Origin of the sequence: Streptomyces similanensis, assembly GCF_039543625.1 — a bacterium.
Taxonomy (GTDB): domain Bacteria; phylum Actinomycetota; class Actinomycetes; order Streptomycetales; family Streptomycetaceae; genus Streptomyces; species Streptomyces similanensis.
The window spans coordinates 23803-40196 of the sequence record NZ_BAABKC010000111.1 but is presented as its reverse complement, the minus strand read 5'-3'; the positions used below and the strand labels follow the sequence as shown (position 1 = coordinate 40196).

Below are 16394 nucleotides of genomic sequence, written 5' to 3'. Positions count from 1 at the left end.
GCGTCTCTCCTTGTGCGATACCGGTGCGCGTCCTCCTTACCGACATCCGGCGCGTGGCGGGCGCCTGATTCCGGAACTCTCACCCCTGTGTCCGAAACCAGGACGCGCTTGCGGAGGAGGTCGAAGCCGGCGCGGCCGAACATCTGGCGCTTGAGCACCGTCCTGGCGGACGGCGTCGGGCCACTGCGGGAGTCGTTCGGTCTGGCGCTCGGTGAGCATCTGGGCGAAGGATCGAGCGTGACCGGTCAGGGCATCGAGCGCTGGGCAGTCGGCCAGGACGGTCTTGCGCCGGAGTTGATCGATCTCGGTCAGGGTCTCGGGTCGGCTGAGGATCCATCTCGTCGCCACGCGGGGTGCCGGCGGTTGCGCGGTGACCGGCCGTGGCGAGGTGCGCTTCGTGACGTCCGTCAGCCGCAGCCGGTTCGGCCCGTCGGCGGTGAAGTCGCGCCGCACCCGGTCGTCGTGGAGCAGCGTTCTCGCTCCGGCCTCCGCGCTTGCCGGACGCGCTCCACCAGCCGTTGTCTCGGCAGGTCCGCACGGCGGTCCGCCCGGCCATCGGCTCACCAGCGGCACGGGCCTCGCCGAGGGGGAAGCGGTGGCCGAACTCGGGTTCGCCGCAAAGGGCGTTGGCCAAGGTATGCCTCGGCGAGCCCGGTCCCGGTGACCGGCGGGCCGGCCACCGGCAGCAGGGCCGGCGGGCCGGCCCGAGCACCGGCACGTCACCGGCACTGGCACCGGCACCCGTTGAGGGGAAGCTGAGGCAGCCGGCTCGCGGACGAGGGGGTGCATCATTTTTGACGGCAAGCTCGCCTGCGACAGATACGCCGCAGTCCTTCCGAGCACCTCGTTCTCCTGCTCCAGCAGCCGCATCCGCTTCCGGGCCTCGCGTAGTTCGGCCGACTCACCCGACACCGGTGCGGGCCAGGCGCCCTCGTCGCGGTGACAGCACTCAGGATGGCGCCACCGGCCGGAGGCATCACGGCGACATCGTCGCCAACTTCCACCACCATCGCGGGCTCGACCAACGTGACGGCCAGTTGCTCCCGGTGGCCCCGTCCGGTGGATTCCCTTGACTAGACTGGCGCAACGACGCGGCAGGCGGCGGCGCCCTCGTGTCAACTCCTCGGAGTGCTCATACAGTTGTGTTGGGCACCCGTCGATGACCGTGCCGTCTCAAGGGTGCGTCGTGGTTGGGGGCCGGCACGGGACGGGGGTAGTGATGGCGCACGTCGTGGTCGTCCACGGAGTGGGGCAGGAGTACCTGGGACGCTCGAGCCTCCATGGACCCGTCGCGGCCGCCCTCGCGGACGGCGTGGAGGCGGCCGAGCGGGCCGGGGCGCTCCCTCCGGGCTCTGTGCCCGACGTCGAGGACATCGACGTCGCCTTCTACGGCGATGTCTTCCGTACCCCGGGAGCGAAGGGCGGCCGGACCGGCCCTCGCTCCGCCGCCGAGGTGACGGACCCCTACGAGGTGGACCTCCTCCTGGCGTGGGCAGCCGCGGCGGGCGGTCCGCAGGAACAGTACGGGACCAAGGCACCCACGCCGCGGACGCTGCAGCGGGCCATGAACGCCCTGCTGCGCTCGCCCTTCCTTCCGGGGCCCGTGGCAGAGCGGTTCCTGCTCGGCGTGCTGCGTCAGGTGCGCCGCTACTTCGGAGAGGACGTGGTGCGCGAGCGGGCCATGGAGGCGGTCGCGGCCCGCGTCGGGCCGGACACGACCGTACTCGTCGGCCACTCCTTGGGGTCCGTCGTCGCGTACGAGGCCCTGTGCGCCCATTCCGAGTGGCCCGTCCGGACCCTCGTGACGCTCGGATCCCCGCTCGGCATGCCCTCGTTGGTCTTCGACCGGCTGCGCCCCGCGCCCCGTTGTGGGCGGGGCCGCTGGCCCGGCAGCCTGGTCCACTGGACGAACCTCGCCGACAGGCACGACGTGGTGGCCTCGGTCAAGCAGCTCGCCGATCTCTTCCCCCCGGTCGCTGCACCGGCAGGGAATACTCCTGACGCTGCGGAAACGCCTCCAGAGGCACAGGCGCGCGTCCTGCGCGACGTGCAGGTGGACAACGGATGGAGAGTCCACGACCTGCTGCGGCATCTGACTGCCCGGGAAACGGGTGCGGCGATCGGTGAGGGTCTGCAAGCGGGATGACTGACGACGTGGAGCCATCGCGACGCTATGTGCTGGCTTTCGGCGCCGCGCGGTACGCGCACGAGGAACTGCCCGACCTGCCGGGCGTTGCCGATGACCTGCCGAGGGTGCTCGGCTCGTTCGCCGCCGTGGGCTACACGCCGGTGCCGGTCTTCCCCGAGGGCAGCCTGGACCCAGCCCGCCCCGAGGATGTCCTGGGGCCCCTCTTGCGGTGGATCCCGGAAAGCTTCGACGACGGCGACACCCTGCTCCTCTACTACAGCGGGCACGGGCAGGCGGACGGCGATGAACACTTCCTGATGTGTTCGAGGTCCGATCCTGGGGCGGCTGAGGTCAGGCTCAGCGCCCTGAGCACCCGCCACCTCGTGGAACTCCCCGCGCTCAAAGGCGTCCGGCGCATCCTGCTCGTGATAGACGCCTGCTACGCGGGCCGGGGCGCGGTTGACGCGGTGACTTGGGCCGTCCGCGCCAAGCACGCGGTCGCCCACGCACCGGGCGCCGACCACCGCTTCCTGAAGTCCTTCGGCGTACTCAGCGCCGCGCGGATCACGGAGGAAGCGAAGGACAGCGCGTTCAGCGCGGCCCTCTCACACGTGCTCGCCGACGAGACCTGGATCGGCAACCGCGCCAGTCACATCTCCCTGCCGGACCTCGTCGGCGCGCTCAACACGGAGTTCCGGCGGCGCGGCGTGGACCACCACGCGGACTGGGCGCAGCTGTGCGACGACACCGTGCGAGGTGACCCTGCCACCGGGTTCTTCCCCAACCCCTTCCACGTCCCCGAGCTGCTCATGGTCGACCGCGACCTCGACGTCGCCGAGCAGCGGCACTTCGTGCGATGGCTCGGCGCGGCGTCCGGTTACGGCGCCGCCGAACAGCAGCGCCGCAACCGGGAGCTGGTAGAACATTTCTCGCCCCGGGGAGCGGGCCGGCAGACCGCCCAGGAGAGCGGCCACTACTTCACCGGTCGGGTCGACGTGCTGAGGCGACTGGCCGGATGGATGCGGGGCGAGAACGACCGCGACGCCCGCGTCTTCGTGGTGACCGGTCCGCCGGGCGTGGGCAAGTCCGCGGTTCTGGGCCGCCTCGTCACACTCGCCGACGACGACGCGCGCGACGCCATTCCCGCCGACGCCGTCGCCCCCGGTACGCTGCCGCCGAGCGGCTCCGTCACCGTAGCCGTGCACGCCCGCGCCCTGGGCCTGCCGCAGATCGTCTCCGCCCTTGCCGCGTCGTTCGACTGCCCCGAGCCGACCGAGGCGGCGCTGCGGGAACGCCTGGGCGCGCTCGACAGCATCACCACCATCGTCGTCGACGCGCTCGACGAGTCGGGCATGGCCCACGACGAGGAGCGCCGCATAGCCCGCTTCCTGGCCGAACTGGCGGGCGCGACGCCCCGGTTGCGGCTGCTCATCGGGACCCGCCCCCATCTCGCGGACGCGGTGGCGGACAAGGCGCCCTACGCCCGGATCGTCGACCTCGCGGCTCCGGAATGGAACGAGCCCGACGACCTCGTGCGGTACTGCGAGCTCATCCTTCGTACGCCGCTCGGACCCCACAGCGGGACCAGCTTGCCCCATGCCCTCATCTCCTCGGCCGCCAACGAGATCGCCCGGGCGGCACACGCCATCTACCTCGTGGCCCGGCTGATGGCCCGCTCGGTCGCCAGCTCCGGAATCCCACCGACGCGCTCGGCGCTGGACCTGCCGGAGTACGATCCGGCGTCCGGGTCCTCAGCACTGGTCGACCGCGCCTTCCGCTGGGCCCTGGCGCGGCAGTTGACCCCGGAGCGGGCGGCAGAGGCGAGGGCGCTCCTCCTGCCGCTCGCCTACGTGGAGGGCCACGGCATGCCCCTCCACCAGATCTGGGCGACACTCGCGGCCGACCACCCGGACCAGGTGGCGCCCACCGCCGAGCGATTGACCCGCCTTCTGCGAAACGACGCCCTCGGACCGTACCTGGTCGAGACCCTCGACGAGGACGGCCGCTCGGTCTACCGCCTGTACCACCAAGCGCTGGCCGACGAGTTGCGGCGGAACGAGGCTCCGCCAGACGCCGAAACCCTGTGGTACGAACGGCTCCGGGAGATGGTGCCCCGGGCAACCGACGGCAGGCCGCGGTGGCAAGAAGCCGACCCGTACGTCCTGCACCACCTGGCGGCGATGGCCGCGGCGGCGGGCCGCCTCGACGAACTCGTCACAGACGGCGAATTCCTCGTCCACGCCCGGCCCACCGGACTCGTCCCATGGCTGCGCGGCCTCGCCACCGAGCGGGGGCGGCTGGCCGCCGCCGTGTACCGCGCCCACCTGGACGTCCACCACGAGATGTCACCGCAGGACCGCCGGCACGTCCTGGCCTGCGACGCCGCCCGCCATCAGCACACCCCGCTGCTGGCCGGCCTCGACCCCAGCACGGAGGAAAGCCGTTGGCGGCCTGTGTGGGCCGCCTCGGGCAGCGTGCCGGCTGCACTGTCGGTGCATCGCCTGGCCGACGGAGGCGGGCCGGTCGACTCGGTGACCTGCGTCGGCCTCGCCGGACGGGACACCATCGTCACCGTCGGCCGCGGATCCCTCCAGGCCTGGGACATGGCGACCGGCCGCTCGATCGAACTGCCCGACGCGGTGGCCGACCTGAACGCCACCGCCGTGACCGCTGCTGCACTGCCTGACCACGACCTGCTGGTCGTCGGCACGGACACGGGCGCCGTCCACATCTACGACCTCGCCTCGGGGCGGATCCGCACCCCCGCTCCGACGGAGGCGGACGCCGCACCGACGACCGCGCTCGTCACCCTCGAACTGGCGGGCAGGAAAGCCGTGGTGAGCGCATCGGCAAGCGGCGAGCTGCGCGCCTGGGACCTCGCCGACGCGACGGCGCTGCCCTGGAGGAGACAGCTGGCGGACGGTAGCCTCAGCAGCCTGGCGACGGCCACCGTGGACGCGAACCCCGAGGCGAGCAACGAGATTCTGCGGCGCGGCTGGGACATCGTGGTCGCCGGCGGTCCACAGGGCGTCCTGTACGTCTGGGACCCGCTGCGCGGCAAGCTCACGCCGACCGCGGCGCAACCGGGACGCCCGGCCATCCGCTCGATCGGCTGCGCCGTCGTCAACACCACTCCCCTCGCCGTGACGACCGACGGCGCCACCGTGCGGGTCTGGTCGCTGCGCAGGCCGCGCGCACCGCGCGAGGTGGAAAGCGTGAAGTTGCCTTCGCCGGCCGTCGCAGTGTCCTGCACCGATCTGGGCGGTCGCCCCATGGCGATCCTGGCCTGCGAGGACGGCACCGTACGGCTGCTTGACCTGGAGACCCGTGAGCTGACCGCCTCCTCGTCGGTGTGGCGGCCGCCGAGCACCGTCGTGGCCCCCAGTCCCTCCGAGCCAACCTCGTTCTCCGCGGTGCACCTGCACGTCTCTGCCGGTCAGGCCGTCACCACCGTACTCGGAACGGCCGACGGATCAACCCACGTCTGTGACCTAGTGGTGCCGACCCGGGCGCCGAGCGACGGTCATACCCGGGCCGTCGTCGGCGCGGCCGTCACCGGTGGCGGGTACCGGCGGCGGTACGTGGTGAGCGCGGGCCGTGACTCGACGGTGCGCGCGTGGCGCATGGACTCGGGAGTGCCGGCCCTGCCTGCCGTCACCGACGGGGTCTCGGCGTTCACCGGCGTCGTCGCGGCCGTGGTCGACGGCCGGCTGCTGGCCCTCTCCCGGTCCGCCAACCGCCCGGTGGAAGTGTGGGACCTCGCGACGGGCACCACGATGGAACGGCAGCGGCCGCGGTGGACCGTGGCAGCGGCGATCGGCTACGAAAGGGGCCGCCCGATCGCCGTCACCGCCGACTTCACCCACCGCGTCGAGGTGTGGGACCTGATCAGCGGTGTCGCGCTGCACCGGCTGGAGAGCTGCGGCAGCCGGGTGACCGCGCTCGCCTGCGCTCCCGCGGACGGCGACCTCGCCATCGCCGTCGCCCTGGCGAACGGCTCGGTGGTGCTCTGGAAGCGCAGCGGCACCGACTTCACGAGACATCGGCTGCAGGAGAGATGGCAGACGACGAAGGTCGTCTGCGTTCGCGTACAGGGGTGCCCCGTCGCCGTGATCGCCTGCGACGACGGAACGATCCGGGCGTGGGACGGCACCGACGCTGTCATCCTCGCACGCCGGGATCTCGACGGGACCGGTCACAACCGGCCGTCCATGTCCAGCCCTGACCGGGGCGGCGGGAAGCCGGAGGGGAACGGTACGCAGGTGGCCGTCGACTCTCGACCCGCGCCCGGTGCGCCATCCCCGGGTACGTCGCACCGGGCGGCGACCACGGGTGTGCGGCGGAGCCACGTGGTGTCTCTCGCGGGACGCGTCGTCGACGGCGGCCTGCTGCTGGCGACGGGCGACGCCGTCGGGCGGGTGACGGTCTGGGAGACGCCCGGCGGCACGTGGCCGCCGCCGTTTTGTGACGCCGCCTCCGACATGTTCACGGTGCCCGGCGACGCTCCCGTTACCTCCCTGGAGTTCACCCCCGACGGACGCCTCGCCCTATGCGCCGACATGGACGTATACCTCTTCGGCAGGCCCGAGGACAGGCCGGTTCGATGACGGTGGGGGGGTCACCGAGAGGTCGTTTTCTCCCGATGCTTTGTCCCGGAACAGGTGTTTGACTCTGGGGTGTCGGGTCGCGCCAAGAGATCGTGTTCTCGCCGGTGAGGTGACGGTCTGCCAGGTCGGTCATGGCAGGCTGGATCACTGCCCGAACTGTGACGCGCCGGCCGGCGCCGCCTGCCGCACCCGTGGCGGGAAGACCGCCGCGAAGTACCACACCCCTCGCTTCGTCCTCGTCTCCAAAGGCAGGGCGCGGCGCTCGCCGCCGTGCCAGCATCCCGCACCGAGCGCCCGTTCGCATCGGGTACGCCAGGACGTCGACCGCGCGGCAGGAGCTGGCGAGTCAGATGGAAGGCCAGGTCATCGCCGCGTCCAAGGGCGTCCGCGGCGGACGCCCGAAGGTCGTCGACGACGACATGCTCACCATCGCCGTCGCGTTCGAGGACAAGGGCGTCCCCGTCCCCGACATCGCGAAGAAGCCGACCATCAAGACCGGGAAGAACGCGGGCAATTCTCCGTCGGTCGCCTCGCTCTACCGGGCGCTCGCGGAAGCCGAGGAAGCCGCGGCCGACGGCGGCCTGCCGCTGCGGCCCGAGCCCGTACGCATCCGCCGGCCCGAGGACCGGCTCACCCCGGAGGAGATCAACCTCCGTGAACGGCTCCAGGCCCAGCCCCACCCGAACGCCGAGCCGCGGTGGCAGCGCGCACGGCCTGCCCCGATCCCATGTGACTGAGGGCGCCATCTGGCCCGGCGGGCCAGGTGGCGACTCAGTACTCGGTAGGGCTGGTCCATGCCGTCCCGTACGGTCGGTCTGTGATGATCAAAGAGAGCGAACCGCGCAGCCTCGGCCTTCCCGCCCCCGAAGCGCGCTTGCAATTCGGGACAGAACCGCACGAGCTTGGTGGCGGGCCGCGGCGCCGCCTGCTCCTGATCGACGATGCGCCTGCCTTCGAACTCAGCTTCCCCTGCGGAACGTGCCCGTTCCTGTTCCGCCGTCTGGAAGGCGCGAACGAGAAGTTGTCCCTTGAAAACATGCAGGACCGGCTGACCGCAGCCCTGGCCGATCCGGATGACGGCGGCGTGATCGAGGCGTTCGGTGCGCTGCTGCCGGAGGGCGAGTACCTTCCACTCCTGCTGGAGGTGGAACCCCGGCTGGTCGTCCCCGGTGCGGAGGGCGACTATTTCAGCGGCGAACAGGTCGCCGCGTGGGGGGTCGACCAGTTCTGGGGCCTCCCGCAGTACCCGCACACTACTGGCGGGAGGGGGTTATTCCGACTGTGCACTATTCCCACCTCTCCCACATGATCCTCGCCAGAGCCCCCGTCCGGCTCAGCCCGGTTCCAGAGAGTCGGCCCGCCGCTTCAGGTCTGCTGCGATGTCGTCCCAGTCCGGTCCATGCAGCCAGAGGTTTTCGGCGGCCTCTCGCAGCAGCGTCGGCTCGTCCGGCCGCTGCAGGAGCACCAGACGGTAGGCCAGGTTGCGGACCCAGACCGGCAGATGGCCGTCGACGACGTGCGGGCTCAGCTCACGCAGCATGGCGAGGATCGAATCTGCGTCAGCGAAGGTCAGCTCTTCGATGAAGTAGCGCTCCTGGTGGTCGCCGTCGCACTTCGGTGTAGGTCGGTACTCGTCTCCGTAGAGACACCGGGCGTGCTCCGTCAGGGTGCTGTGCATGCTCTGGAGCCTATGCCGCCTTGATCCGCCGGACAGAGCCTGCCCGGACCGGTCCGCGACGAGGATCCGTTGGGCGGTGACCGCAACGGTGCCCCCTACGCTCCCGTCTGCGAAAGTCGCACAGTGCTGCGAAACGTTGAGATCACCGCCGAACTGACAGTGCCTCTCCGAGGCGAGGTCTTCCACAACCTCCACTGGCAGAAGAAGCTGGACCTGAGCTTGGACTGCTTCATCTGTAAGCGCACCGGCCGCACTACTCACCTCCGATATGGCGAGGAATGCGCGGTTTGTTCAGGTAGTCAGAGAGCGGATCATCCGGCTGCGGGTCGCGTTGCCGCCTTCGACGTCACCGACGAGCGGGAGCGAACGGCACTCCGGGCCGTCGTCGACTACTGGTGGGCGCCGTTCCATGACACCAAGCGGGACGAGCCGGCAACCGTGCTGACGCGCGCGCCGTGGGTCCGGCTGTACCTGGGATACCGCTGTCCAGAATCGCAGCAGGCCGAAGCGTTCAGTATCCAGAGCAATATGGTTCGCCCCGTGAGCCAAACCTGTACCCACTGTGCTCACCCCCTCGCCACTAGCGCGCAGTCCCCCACCATCCGCCTGATGTCTTGATCCTCACCGCCATACACACCGGTCGGTGTGTTGCCAGCGAGCGCGTGAGTGTCGTTCCCGGCCGCTATGGTGCGGCGCATGCAATCGCTGATCACCGCCATCCACGAGCACGCAGATGCTGCCCGTTTCCTCGCCTGGCCTGGCGACTTTGACCTCGACCGGGGAGACCATGGCGAGGACGTCCACCTCGCATCGGGTGCGGCGCTGGAGGGCTTCGCGGGTGATGGAGCCGGGGGCACGTACTTCTTCTGCGGCGACGGCGGGGAGGAACGTCCGGTCCTGTACGCGGATTCCGAAGGTGGCGCGGCTCTGGTCGCGATCGGCCTGCCGGAACTCCTGCGGCTCCTCCTGGTCGCGCCCTGGTGGCGCGACTGCCGAGCGTTCACCGCGGAGGAGAGCGGTGAGCTGGCCGCCCAGTACGTGGAGGACATGCCCGACCTCGCAGTTCGGCGGGACCGGGCGGCCACTGCTCTCAGCCTTGACCTTCCCACTGAGGCCGACGTCCTGGCCCGCCTGCGCGAGGTCGCGACCGAGGCTGGCAAGGACTTCATCCTGATCTTCACGCCAGAGGATGAGCCCTACGACCCGCTGATCAATGGCTGAGCGGCATGCCCGTCATCGCCCCGACCACATCCGACTCGGTTTCGAGGAAATGATCACTCGCCGCTCGGAAAGCGTTCTTCGGACGGTGCCTCCCAGCCGCGATCAGCCCTACTCGTGACCATCCCGTCATTGTTCCTCGGCACGCGCCGCGAGGCAGCCGGCCTGGTCGCGTCGGGCTGTGCCCTCCGGTGTGAAGGTGAAGCCGTCCGTGAACAAGGTGCCGCCGTCCCGGAATGCCCAGAGGACAGGTTCGGCATGGACGGAAGCCGACGATAAGCTTGGCTGAGGGGCGAAGCTGTTCCAGAGGTGGAAGCAGAGCAGGGTGTCGTCGCGTTGGGCGGTCGCGTAGGCCAGCGTCTTGGGGTAGTTGGGGTTGTTTTCCCCGAAAAGGACCGAGGGCGGCCCGAACGCCGTGACGATATCGCTGAGAAGGCGGTCCTTGCGGCACCAGGTCTCGCTGACGCGACGGATCTCGTGGTGCTCGGCCGGGGTGAGGGTCCGGTCGAGTTGCAGCCAGCCCTGGCGGTGTGCGATCTCGGCATAGACCGAGGCCACGGCGCCCTCGTGTGCATCACCCCAGAGATCTTGAAAGGCTCCGCGCACGCCGGTGGAGGAGGATCCTCGGCGGGTTTGCAGGTCCTTCAATTCCTGCTGCCACTCCTGCTCGGAGGTCTCCGCGAACGCCACCGCGTCGAGGTAGAGCCTGATCGCGGTCTCACCGCCGTACATTCCCGGGCGGCGCAGGGCGCCGTTCAGGTGCGTGACCAGGTAGTCGAGCACTTCTTGGGCTGTGCGCCCGTCGTTGCGTCCGGTCGGGTCGGTCATCGTCTGCCTTCCTGTTGGTCCTCGGCGCGTGCTGCGAGGTAATCGGCCCAGTCGCGTCGGGCGTAGGTGACCCAGCGGATCGCGGTGTGGCGGTGCATGCCGGTCAGGTCGGCGAGGATGGGGCTGGGGAGGTCGGCGGCGAGCGCGGCGAGGGCGGAGTTGCGGGCCGCGCGAACCGGGATTCCGTGGCGGTTGAGCTTCTGCGTCATGGCGTGGGTCGAGATGGGCTTTCCTGGGACCAGGCCCGGGAATAGCAGCCGGGGGCCCGGGGTGGCCTGGGCGAACAGGGATCGTGAGCCGGGCAGGGGCTCTTCCGCCAGATGGTGCAGCAGACCGGCCAGTCGCGGGGGCAGCAGTACGGGGTGACGGCCGAGCATCAGGTGGGTGTGCTTGCCGCCGCGCTGTACATGGTTTGGCGTCAGATGGCAGAGCCGCTCCGCGGACGGACCGAAGAGCAGGGTGATCGCGCCGGCTGCTCGGACGTCCAGGGGCACGGTGTCGTCGGTGAGGCATCGCTGGAGGAGGCTCCAGCGGTCGTCCTCATCGAGCAGGGCCTGAGGCTCCTGCTGCGGGATCGAGGGGACGGTGAGCTCGCGGGTGAGCCGGCGGCTCGCGGTCCAGTTCAGAAAGTGGCGGACCAGGTAGCGCCGTTGGCTCGCGCCGCCAGTAACCCAGCTGTCGACGTGCTCCTGAGTGAGGTCTTCGAGTGCCAGTTGCTGCTGGTCGAGCCAGGCCAGCAGTTCCAGGGCAACGCTGACGCGACGTCTGAGATCGCGGTCGGCGGAGGCCGGGTAGCGGCGGACGGCGGCGCGTTGGCGTGCGCGTCGGAGCAGGAACCAGTGCAGGAAGGGGCGGGCGAGGTTGGCGTGGGCCGCCGGTTTGTCGGCCAGTTCGTGCTCCAGCCAACCGGGGATCCGTTCGATGTCCTCGTTGCGGGGGCCCAAGACGCCGGTGTGCACGAGGAGTTGGCGGATGTAGCGCTGGTTCCGGCTGGGTGGCAGCTCGTCGAGCAGCTCGTGGCTGAGCGGACGGTCCTCGGTGACGAGGCGGGCGAGGAGCTTGCTGTTCGGGCTCTCGCGGATCCACTGGATCGCTTGGAAGGGCGTCGGCGCGGCCGCCAGCGCCGTCGCGAGCGGCCGCAACTGCTCGGGGACTACGCCGTCGGCCCCGGCGAGCAGGAGGCTGACCCGCTCGGCGAGAACGCAGAACGCGCACCGGCCCCGGCTGTGGGGGTTGCCGGCCCGGCCGCACTGGCGGCAGGTGTAGTCGGCGGCGAAGCCGACGCAGGGTCCGCAGACGCCGGTGCCGTCGGCGTCCCGCGCGATGAGCGGCTGGACCGTGCCGCAGCGTGAGCACTCGGCCGGCGACCGGAGGACGGTGTTGTAGCAGGTCATGCAGAGCGGCCCGATCGGCCATCGCATGTTGACCGGCTTGGTCCGGCCGCAGCGGGCGCATGGCTCACCCTGTCGGTTGCGCCGGTAGCAGTTGCCGCAGACGGGCTGGCCCTGGAGCTTGCTGCTGCAGGGCCGGATGCGACCGCAGGCGGAGCAGGTCACCTCGGGGCCGCGGTAGCAGCCGTCACACAGGTCGGGCTCACCGTCGTGCGCGTTGCGTGCGATGCGCTTGAGCTGTCCGCACCGGCCGCAGGGCCGTCGTGGGCGACGGTGGCGGTTGTAGCAGAGGTGGCAGACGGCGCCGTCGGCGTCGACCAGTGCCGTGACCGCGGTCTTGCCGCAGGTCACGCAGGTGTGAGTGGGGCGATTCCAACACCTGACGCACAGGCCCCGGCCGTCTTCTCGGCGGACGACCGGGTTCTGGTGCTCGCCGCACCCGGCGCACTCCTCCAGGCGGGCGGGGTCCTTGTGGTAGCAGGCCGTGCAGATGCCGCCCTCGGGCCGGCGGGCGGAGATCCGCATGCCCTCGCGCTGGCAGCGCGCGCACGTGGCGCGGCGACTGTTGGCGTCACAGGTCGCGCAGAGCCGTCCCTCGGGCCGGAGCTGGCGAAGGTCGGTCCGGACCCTGCCGCAGTGCGCGCAGCCGGGGCGGACCACCGGATGGCCTCCCTCGTGCAGCACCTGGGTCAGTCGCAGCAGGACCGGCGGGCAGAGAGAACTCCTGGAGGTCAGGGCCGCGGGATGGCCGGCCAGGTGCTCGGCGAGCTCTTCAAGGTAGCGGGCCGCCCCGCGGACGGGGATCGGCACCGCGACCGCCAGTGCGGCTGCGGCCTCCTCGGCATCGAGGCCGGGCAGGGCAGCGGTGAGGTGGGTGGTGACAGCGGAGGTGGCGGCTTCGAGGCGCGCGGCCTGGGCGGCGAGGCGGGCGACGACCGACGGCGCGGTCGGCGAGGGCGCGGTCACAGGCCCTCCGGGCGCCGGATGGAGGTCCGGCATACGGCCGGAAGCGGTCCGGGCGTCTCGCCGCCGGCGGTCTTGCGGAGTTCCTCGTTGACGACCTGGACCTCGATCAAGTCGTTCGGCTGGCAGGCGAGGATGTCGCACAGGGCCGCCAGGACATCCATCGACAGCCGCTGCGGAGGCTGCGTGACCAGCCGGAAGACCTGCTCGCGAGAGAGGGCGATACCCCGTTCGGCCAGCAGCGGCGCCAGGTCGGTGGTCTGGAGCATCTCCCGGTCGGCCATGAGCTTGCGCAGGTTCCAGCGGTAGCCCATCTTCTTGATCACTTGGGGTCCTCCCAGATGCCGGGGTAGCGATGAGTCAACTTCCGCTGCAGGGGCCGGTTGCGGTACTCGTCCGAGACGCCGGTGTAGATGGCCGTGGTGCTGGCGTAGCCGTGTCCGGCCTGGTCCTGGACGAACCGCTCCGGGTAGTCGAACTCGACGAGATGCGTGATGTACGAGTGCCTCAGGCAGTGCAATTTCAGCTCTTCTGGCAGGTCAGCGGCCTGCCGTGCGGCGTCGAAGGCTTCGTTCGCCGACCGGCGGGACAGGCGCCCACTGCGTTCGGTGACCCAGATCGCCGGGTGCTTCCCGGCACCGAACCGGGGGCGGACCTCGGTCAGGTAGTGGTCCAGGACGTCGACGATCCAGTCCATCTCCGGGACCGTGAAGATGGTGCGGCGCTTGGGCGGGCTGCCCTTCGAGGACTTCCCGTACCGGACGAACACCGCCCGTGGCGCCCATACTGCGGCGCCTTCGGGTTCCGCCGCAGGTCGGCGACATCGAGATGCACGCTCTCCCGACGGCGCATGCCGTAGGCGTAGTAGCTCTTGAGCAGGGCGGAGTCCCGCATCGCGGCCAACGCGCCCTTGCGACCGCGCTTCCGGATCTCCTCGACCCGTCCGTCGGCGGCGTCGAACAGGGCCTGGATCTCGTCATAGGGCAGCGGGCGACGACTCGGGTCGCCCTCGTACTCGCTGACGTGGGTGACGGTGTTCCACTCGTGCAGGATCTGCACCGGTACCTGGCCGAAGCGCTCCTGGCAGACGTTCACCCAGCCGTAGCGCGCGTCCGTGATGTACTCGCAGAACAGTCGCAGGTGGTTCTGGCAACCGCGGCCGCTCGACACCGTGAACGTCGGCGTCTTCGCCCGCAGGTGGTCGATGAACGCCTCGACCTCGGCCGGCTGGCACTGCCACGGGTACTGGTTGGTGAACTCGGCGAACCGGCGGACCAGCGACAGCCTCGGCTTGATGGTCGAGTCCCAGTTCAGGAAGCGGCTCCTCTGCTGCTTGGTCCACCCCTCCAGCATCGCCTCGAACACCGCTGGCTCGGGGTCCAGATACGAGACCCCGTCCACAAGCATCAGGTGGGCCGCCCCAGCCAGATCAGCCGCTCCAGCCACTCCAACCTCCGTTGCGTTAGATGCAACATTGTTGGATGGCAGGCGTCGAGCGCAAGAGCCGCTGGCCGATCGGTTGCCCTTCGCCCGGTGACCGCGAAGGCACCCCCTCCCACCTGTGGTTATGCGTGTTGCCCGCCCTGCCGAGTGTTGCATCAAACGCAATTCCGCCCCTTTTTCGTATTACCGCACCTTCGAGACCATGGTCGACGCGGACGCCCACCTCTATGAGTTCGTCGTGCCCATGGTCCCCCCGACGTGGAACGACAGGGAGCGGGTCGATGAGTACGTCAGGCTCATGGAGCTGGGCACGGTGCCGACGGCAGTGGCGATCTCCACGCTGGACGTGTGCCAGTCCGCCCTCGGCCTGGCAGATGACCCTGCCGCACACTGGGGCCTGACCCACTTCCTCCTGGACGGCCACCACAAACTGGAAGCCGCCGCCACGGCCGGTCGGCCGGTGCGACTCCTCTCCCTTCTGGCCCTGGGCGAGAGCCTCGCCAGAGCGGACGACGCAGCCCGACTGCCTGCACTGCGTGCCCAGCCCCGCTCTGCTCGAACGACCGGCACCTGAGCCAGAACCGGAGGTCACGCTCGCGGGCCAACACTGACGCACAACCGGGCCAACTCGACCGCCAAGGGGCCAACCGAAGAGCTCAAGTCTCATCCCATGATCACCGGCTTAGCGCCACGTAACCGCTGTACCGCTGTGCCCCAGGACGAGGTCCGTCGTATGACCTCCTACCCGTCGACGGTCGGGCCGGTCCTCGCGCACCCGATTGCTGCGGCCGCCGGCATCACCGCCGCGGACCTCCGGGCGCGGGCGGGTGTGGGCGCGGGAGATGGACGCGGTGCCGGAGCCGGTGGCGCCTCGCCGGTGCCGGGGCTGCGGGGACTGCGGTGCCCGGGTGGTAGCCACCCGGTGACCGACCGGGTGACGAGAGGGAAGGTACTGGCCAAGACGCTCCGTCGCTGTACGGCCCGTCCAGTCGAGGCCGAGTGTCCGTTCCGGCGATGGCGGGTGTGCGGGGGCGTGGACCGCCCTGAGAGCAGCGCATGAACACTCGTCCCCCGGACCTGCCAGGGTGGTCCGGACATCGGCGATGCCCTTCCGTCAGGTCGGGCAGGTGGAGGAGGACCGGGTGACGGGGCCGGAAATACCCGAGGAGCACCTGGAGGACTGCGCCCGGACGGTGGCCGAGGTATCCATCACCGGCCGACGCCTCATTCGCGACGAACTCAACGTGCGACCGGGCCGCCACCGCACTTCGGACAGGCGTGCTGTGAGCCCCGGCTTTCGCGGTGGAGTTCGTGCCCTGCAGCCCATTGCTTCGGAACTGCGGACCGAATGGGGTGGAAGATGCCCTCTGACCAGGCGAGAATCACTCACGACTCACGGACGAAAGGGCGGACATGGGTGGGGGTGCCCCGAAGGAGCTCATCTTCCTTGCTGATGACGAGGGAAACAGCGTCGCGGTCAACGTCCTGGGATGTAACCCCAGCTGGGCTGCCGGACTGAACGCCGAAATCGTCGTCAGGACGCCCTTCGTGTCCGGCCGTATCGGCCTCGCGCTGTCGGCGTCGACGCTGGAAGACTGGGCCGACGCGCTGGACCGGCTTGACGGCGGCATGGACGTGGCCTGGATGGAGATGAGCAGGGGGCCATCCGTCTTCGTCCAGCTCACCGGCGAGCGTGGCTGCCCTGAGGTCGTTGTGGAGGACGAGTCGGGGTCCATGGTCACCGTGCGTGTCCCGCTCGTCCCGCCGGACGACTGGATTGCCGACCACCGGCAGCGCCTGCGCCAAGTGATCGATGCCTGGGTTCCGATGCTGTCAGGGTAGGGAGACGAGCCGCCGCCGGCAGATGAGCGCGCAGCCCAGCGTGAGGAGGGCTGCGTGGATGTCGTCGCGGGTCTCCGAACGGATCCGCAGGCGACGGACCCAGTGAAGGTGGGCGAACGCACGCTCCACGGCCCGGCGTTGGGCACCGAGCCCGGAGCCGTGCTCGGTGCCACGGCGGGCGATCAGTGGCCTCACCCCGAGGCCCCGGACAAGGCGGCGGCACTCGTCGTGGTCGTAGCCGCGATCGGCCGGCACCATGTCTGGTCGTCGCCGGGACGGCTGCGCTTGGTGTCTAC

At 70.3% G+C, this 16394-nt stretch carries 14 protein-coding genes and 3 pseudogenes; 9 read left to right on the top strand and 8 right to left on the bottom strand.

Features of this window, described 5'->3' with window-relative positions; all coding sequences use genetic code 11:
• The first annotated feature begins 1219 nt into the window (after positions 1–1219).
• Both ABEB07_RS31200 and ABEB07_RS31195 read left to right on the top strand, forming a co-directional pair.
• On the top strand, positions 1220–2146 hold the full coding sequence (locus ABEB07_RS31200) for an alpha/beta hydrolase (protein ID WP_345671399.1): 927 nt from the start codon (positions 1220–1222) through the stop codon (positions 2144–2146).
• On the top strand, positions 2143–6735 hold the full coding sequence (locus ABEB07_RS31195; RefSeq protein WP_345671397.1) for an nSTAND1 domain-containing NTPase: 4593 nt from the start codon (positions 2143–2145) through the stop codon (positions 6733–6735). The genes ABEB07_RS31200 and ABEB07_RS31195 overlap by 4 nt, the downstream gene beginning before the upstream one ends.
• Before the next feature lie 43 nt (positions 6736–6778).
• Here the strand turns inward: ABEB07_RS31195 and ABEB07_RS31190 are convergent.
• Positions 6779–6886, bottom strand: a pseudogene (locus ABEB07_RS31190) (IS5 family transposase); the annotation flags it as partial.
• Between ABEB07_RS31190 and ABEB07_RS39325 the strand changes: the two are divergent.
• The 3 genes and pseudogenes from ABEB07_RS39325 to ABEB07_RS31180 form a co-directional block, all read left to right on the top strand.
• A pseudogene (locus ABEB07_RS39325) lies at positions 6845–6946 on the top strand (hypothetical protein); the annotation flags it as partial. The pseudogenes ABEB07_RS31190 and ABEB07_RS39325 overlap by 42 nt on opposite strands.
• 139 nt (positions 6947–7085) lie before the next feature.
• Positions 7086–7472: a hypothetical protein gene (locus tag ABEB07_RS31185; protein WP_345671396.1), complete on the top strand. Its 387-nt coding sequence runs from the start codon at positions 7086–7088 to the stop codon at positions 7470–7472.
• 80 nt (positions 7473–7552) lie between these two features.
• The gene (locus ABEB07_RS31180) at positions 7553–8044 is read left to right on the top strand and encodes a hypothetical protein (protein ID WP_345671395.1); all 492 of its coding nucleotides are present in this window, start codon (positions 7553–7555) and stop codon (positions 8042–8044) included.
• 24 nt (positions 8045–8068) lie between these two features.
• On the opposite strand, the gene ABEB07_RS31175 is transcribed toward ABEB07_RS31180, so the two are convergent.
• Positions 8069–8413, bottom strand: a complete 345-nt coding sequence (locus tag ABEB07_RS31175) for a hypothetical protein (protein WP_345671394.1) — start codon at positions 8411–8413, stop codon at positions 8069–8071.
• Between the two features lie 123 nt (positions 8414–8536).
• On the opposite strand from ABEB07_RS31175, the gene ABEB07_RS31170 reads away from it, so the two are divergent.
• On the top strand, positions 8537–9031 hold the full coding sequence (locus tag ABEB07_RS31170; RefSeq protein ID WP_345671393.1) for a hypothetical protein: 495 nt from the start codon (positions 8537–8539) through the stop codon (positions 9029–9031).
• 78 nt (positions 9032–9109) lie between these two features.
• The gene (locus ABEB07_RS31165; RefSeq protein WP_345671392.1) at positions 9110–9634 is read left to right on the top strand and encodes a hypothetical protein; all 525 of its coding nucleotides are present in this window, start codon (positions 9110–9112) and stop codon (positions 9632–9634) included.
• A gap of 126 nt (positions 9635–9760) precedes the next feature.
• Here the strand turns inward: ABEB07_RS31165 and ABEB07_RS31160 are convergent, their stop codons facing one another.
• Genes ABEB07_RS31160 through ABEB07_RS39315 form a run of 5 tightly spaced genes read right to left on the bottom strand, consistent with a single transcriptional unit; the run spans position 9761 to position 14259 of the window.
• Complete coding sequence (locus tag ABEB07_RS31160) at positions 9761–10459, bottom strand: hypothetical protein (protein ID WP_345671391.1); 699 nt, start codon at positions 10457–10459, stop codon at positions 9761–9763.
• The gene (locus ABEB07_RS31155) at positions 10456–12816 is read right to left on the bottom strand and encodes an XRE family transcriptional regulator (protein WP_345671390.1); all 2361 of its coding nucleotides are present in this window, start codon (positions 12814–12816) and stop codon (positions 10456–10458) included. The genes ABEB07_RS31160 and ABEB07_RS31155 overlap by 4 nt, the downstream gene beginning before the upstream one ends.
• Positions 12813–13139 carry a helix-turn-helix domain-containing protein gene (locus tag ABEB07_RS31150; RefSeq protein WP_345671389.1) on the bottom strand — a complete coding sequence of 109 codons (327 nt, stop codon included), beginning with the start codon at positions 13137–13139 and terminating at the stop codon, positions 12813–12815. Before ABEB07_RS31150 ends, ABEB07_RS31155 begins: the two co-directional genes overlap by 4 nt.
• A complete protein-coding gene (locus tag ABEB07_RS39320; protein ID WP_425589108.1) occupies positions 13136–13510 on the bottom strand; it encodes a tyrosine-type recombinase/integrase in 375 nt (124 codons plus the stop codon). The genes ABEB07_RS31150 and ABEB07_RS39320 overlap by 4 nt, the downstream gene beginning before the upstream one ends.
• On the bottom strand, positions 13474–14259 hold the full coding sequence (locus ABEB07_RS39315) for a tyrosine-type recombinase/integrase (protein WP_425589107.1): 786 nt from the start codon (positions 14257–14259) through the stop codon (positions 13474–13476). Before ABEB07_RS39315 ends, ABEB07_RS39320 begins: the two co-directional genes overlap by 37 nt.
• A 199-nt stretch (positions 14260–14458) precedes the next feature.
• Here ABEB07_RS39315 and ABEB07_RS31140 point away from each other — a divergent pair, with 199 nt between their 5' ends.
• Positions 14459–14830: a hypothetical protein gene (locus ABEB07_RS31140; RefSeq protein ID WP_345671388.1), complete on the top strand. Its 372-nt coding sequence runs from the start codon at positions 14459–14461 to the stop codon at positions 14828–14830.
• 839 nt (positions 14831–15669) lie between these two features.
• A complete protein-coding gene (locus ABEB07_RS31135) occupies positions 15670–16098 on the top strand; it encodes a DUF5959 family protein (protein ID WP_345671387.1) in 429 nt (142 codons plus the stop codon).
• Here ABEB07_RS31135 and ABEB07_RS31130 read toward each other — a convergent pair.
• Positions 16090–16368: pseudogene (locus ABEB07_RS31130) on the bottom strand (transposase); the annotation flags it as partial. The gene ABEB07_RS31135 and the pseudogene ABEB07_RS31130 sit on opposite strands and share 9 nt — an antisense overlap.
• Positions 16369–16394: the final 26 nt, after the last annotated feature.

Excerpts from the sequence above, each read along its gene's own strand:
- ABEB07_RS31140 (WP_345671388.1), top strand. The coding sequence starts at position 14,459 with ATGGTCGACGCGGACGCCCACCTCTATGAGTTCGTCGTGCCCATGGTC.
- ABEB07_RS39320 (WP_425589108.1), bottom strand. The coding sequence starts at position 13,510 with ATGGACTGGATCGTCGACGTCCTGGACCACTACCTGACCGAGGTCCGC.
- ABEB07_RS31135 (WP_345671387.1), top strand. The coding sequence starts at position 15,670 with ATGGGTGGGGGTGCCCCGAAGGAGCTCATCTTCCTTGCTGATGACGAG.
- ABEB07_RS31185 (WP_345671396.1), top strand. The coding sequence starts at position 7,086 with ATGGAAGGCCAGGTCATCGCCGCGTCCAAGGGCGTCCGCGGCGGACGC.
- ABEB07_RS31160 (WP_345671391.1), bottom strand. The coding sequence starts at position 10,459 with ATGACCGACCCGACCGGACGCAACGACGGGCGCACAGCCCAAGAAGTG.
- ABEB07_RS31175 (WP_345671394.1), bottom strand. The coding sequence starts at position 8,413 with ATGCACAGCACCCTGACGGAGCACGCCCGGTGTCTCTACGGAGACGAG.
- ABEB07_RS31165 (WP_345671392.1), top strand. The coding sequence starts at position 9,110 with ATGCAATCGCTGATCACCGCCATCCACGAGCACGCAGATGCTGCCCGT.
- ABEB07_RS31195 (WP_345671397.1), top strand. The coding sequence starts at position 2,143 with ATGACTGACGACGTGGAGCCATCGCGACGCTATGTGCTGGCTTTCGGC.
- ABEB07_RS31200 (WP_345671399.1), top strand. The coding sequence starts at position 1,220 with ATGGCGCACGTCGTGGTCGTCCACGGAGTGGGGCAGGAGTACCTGGGA.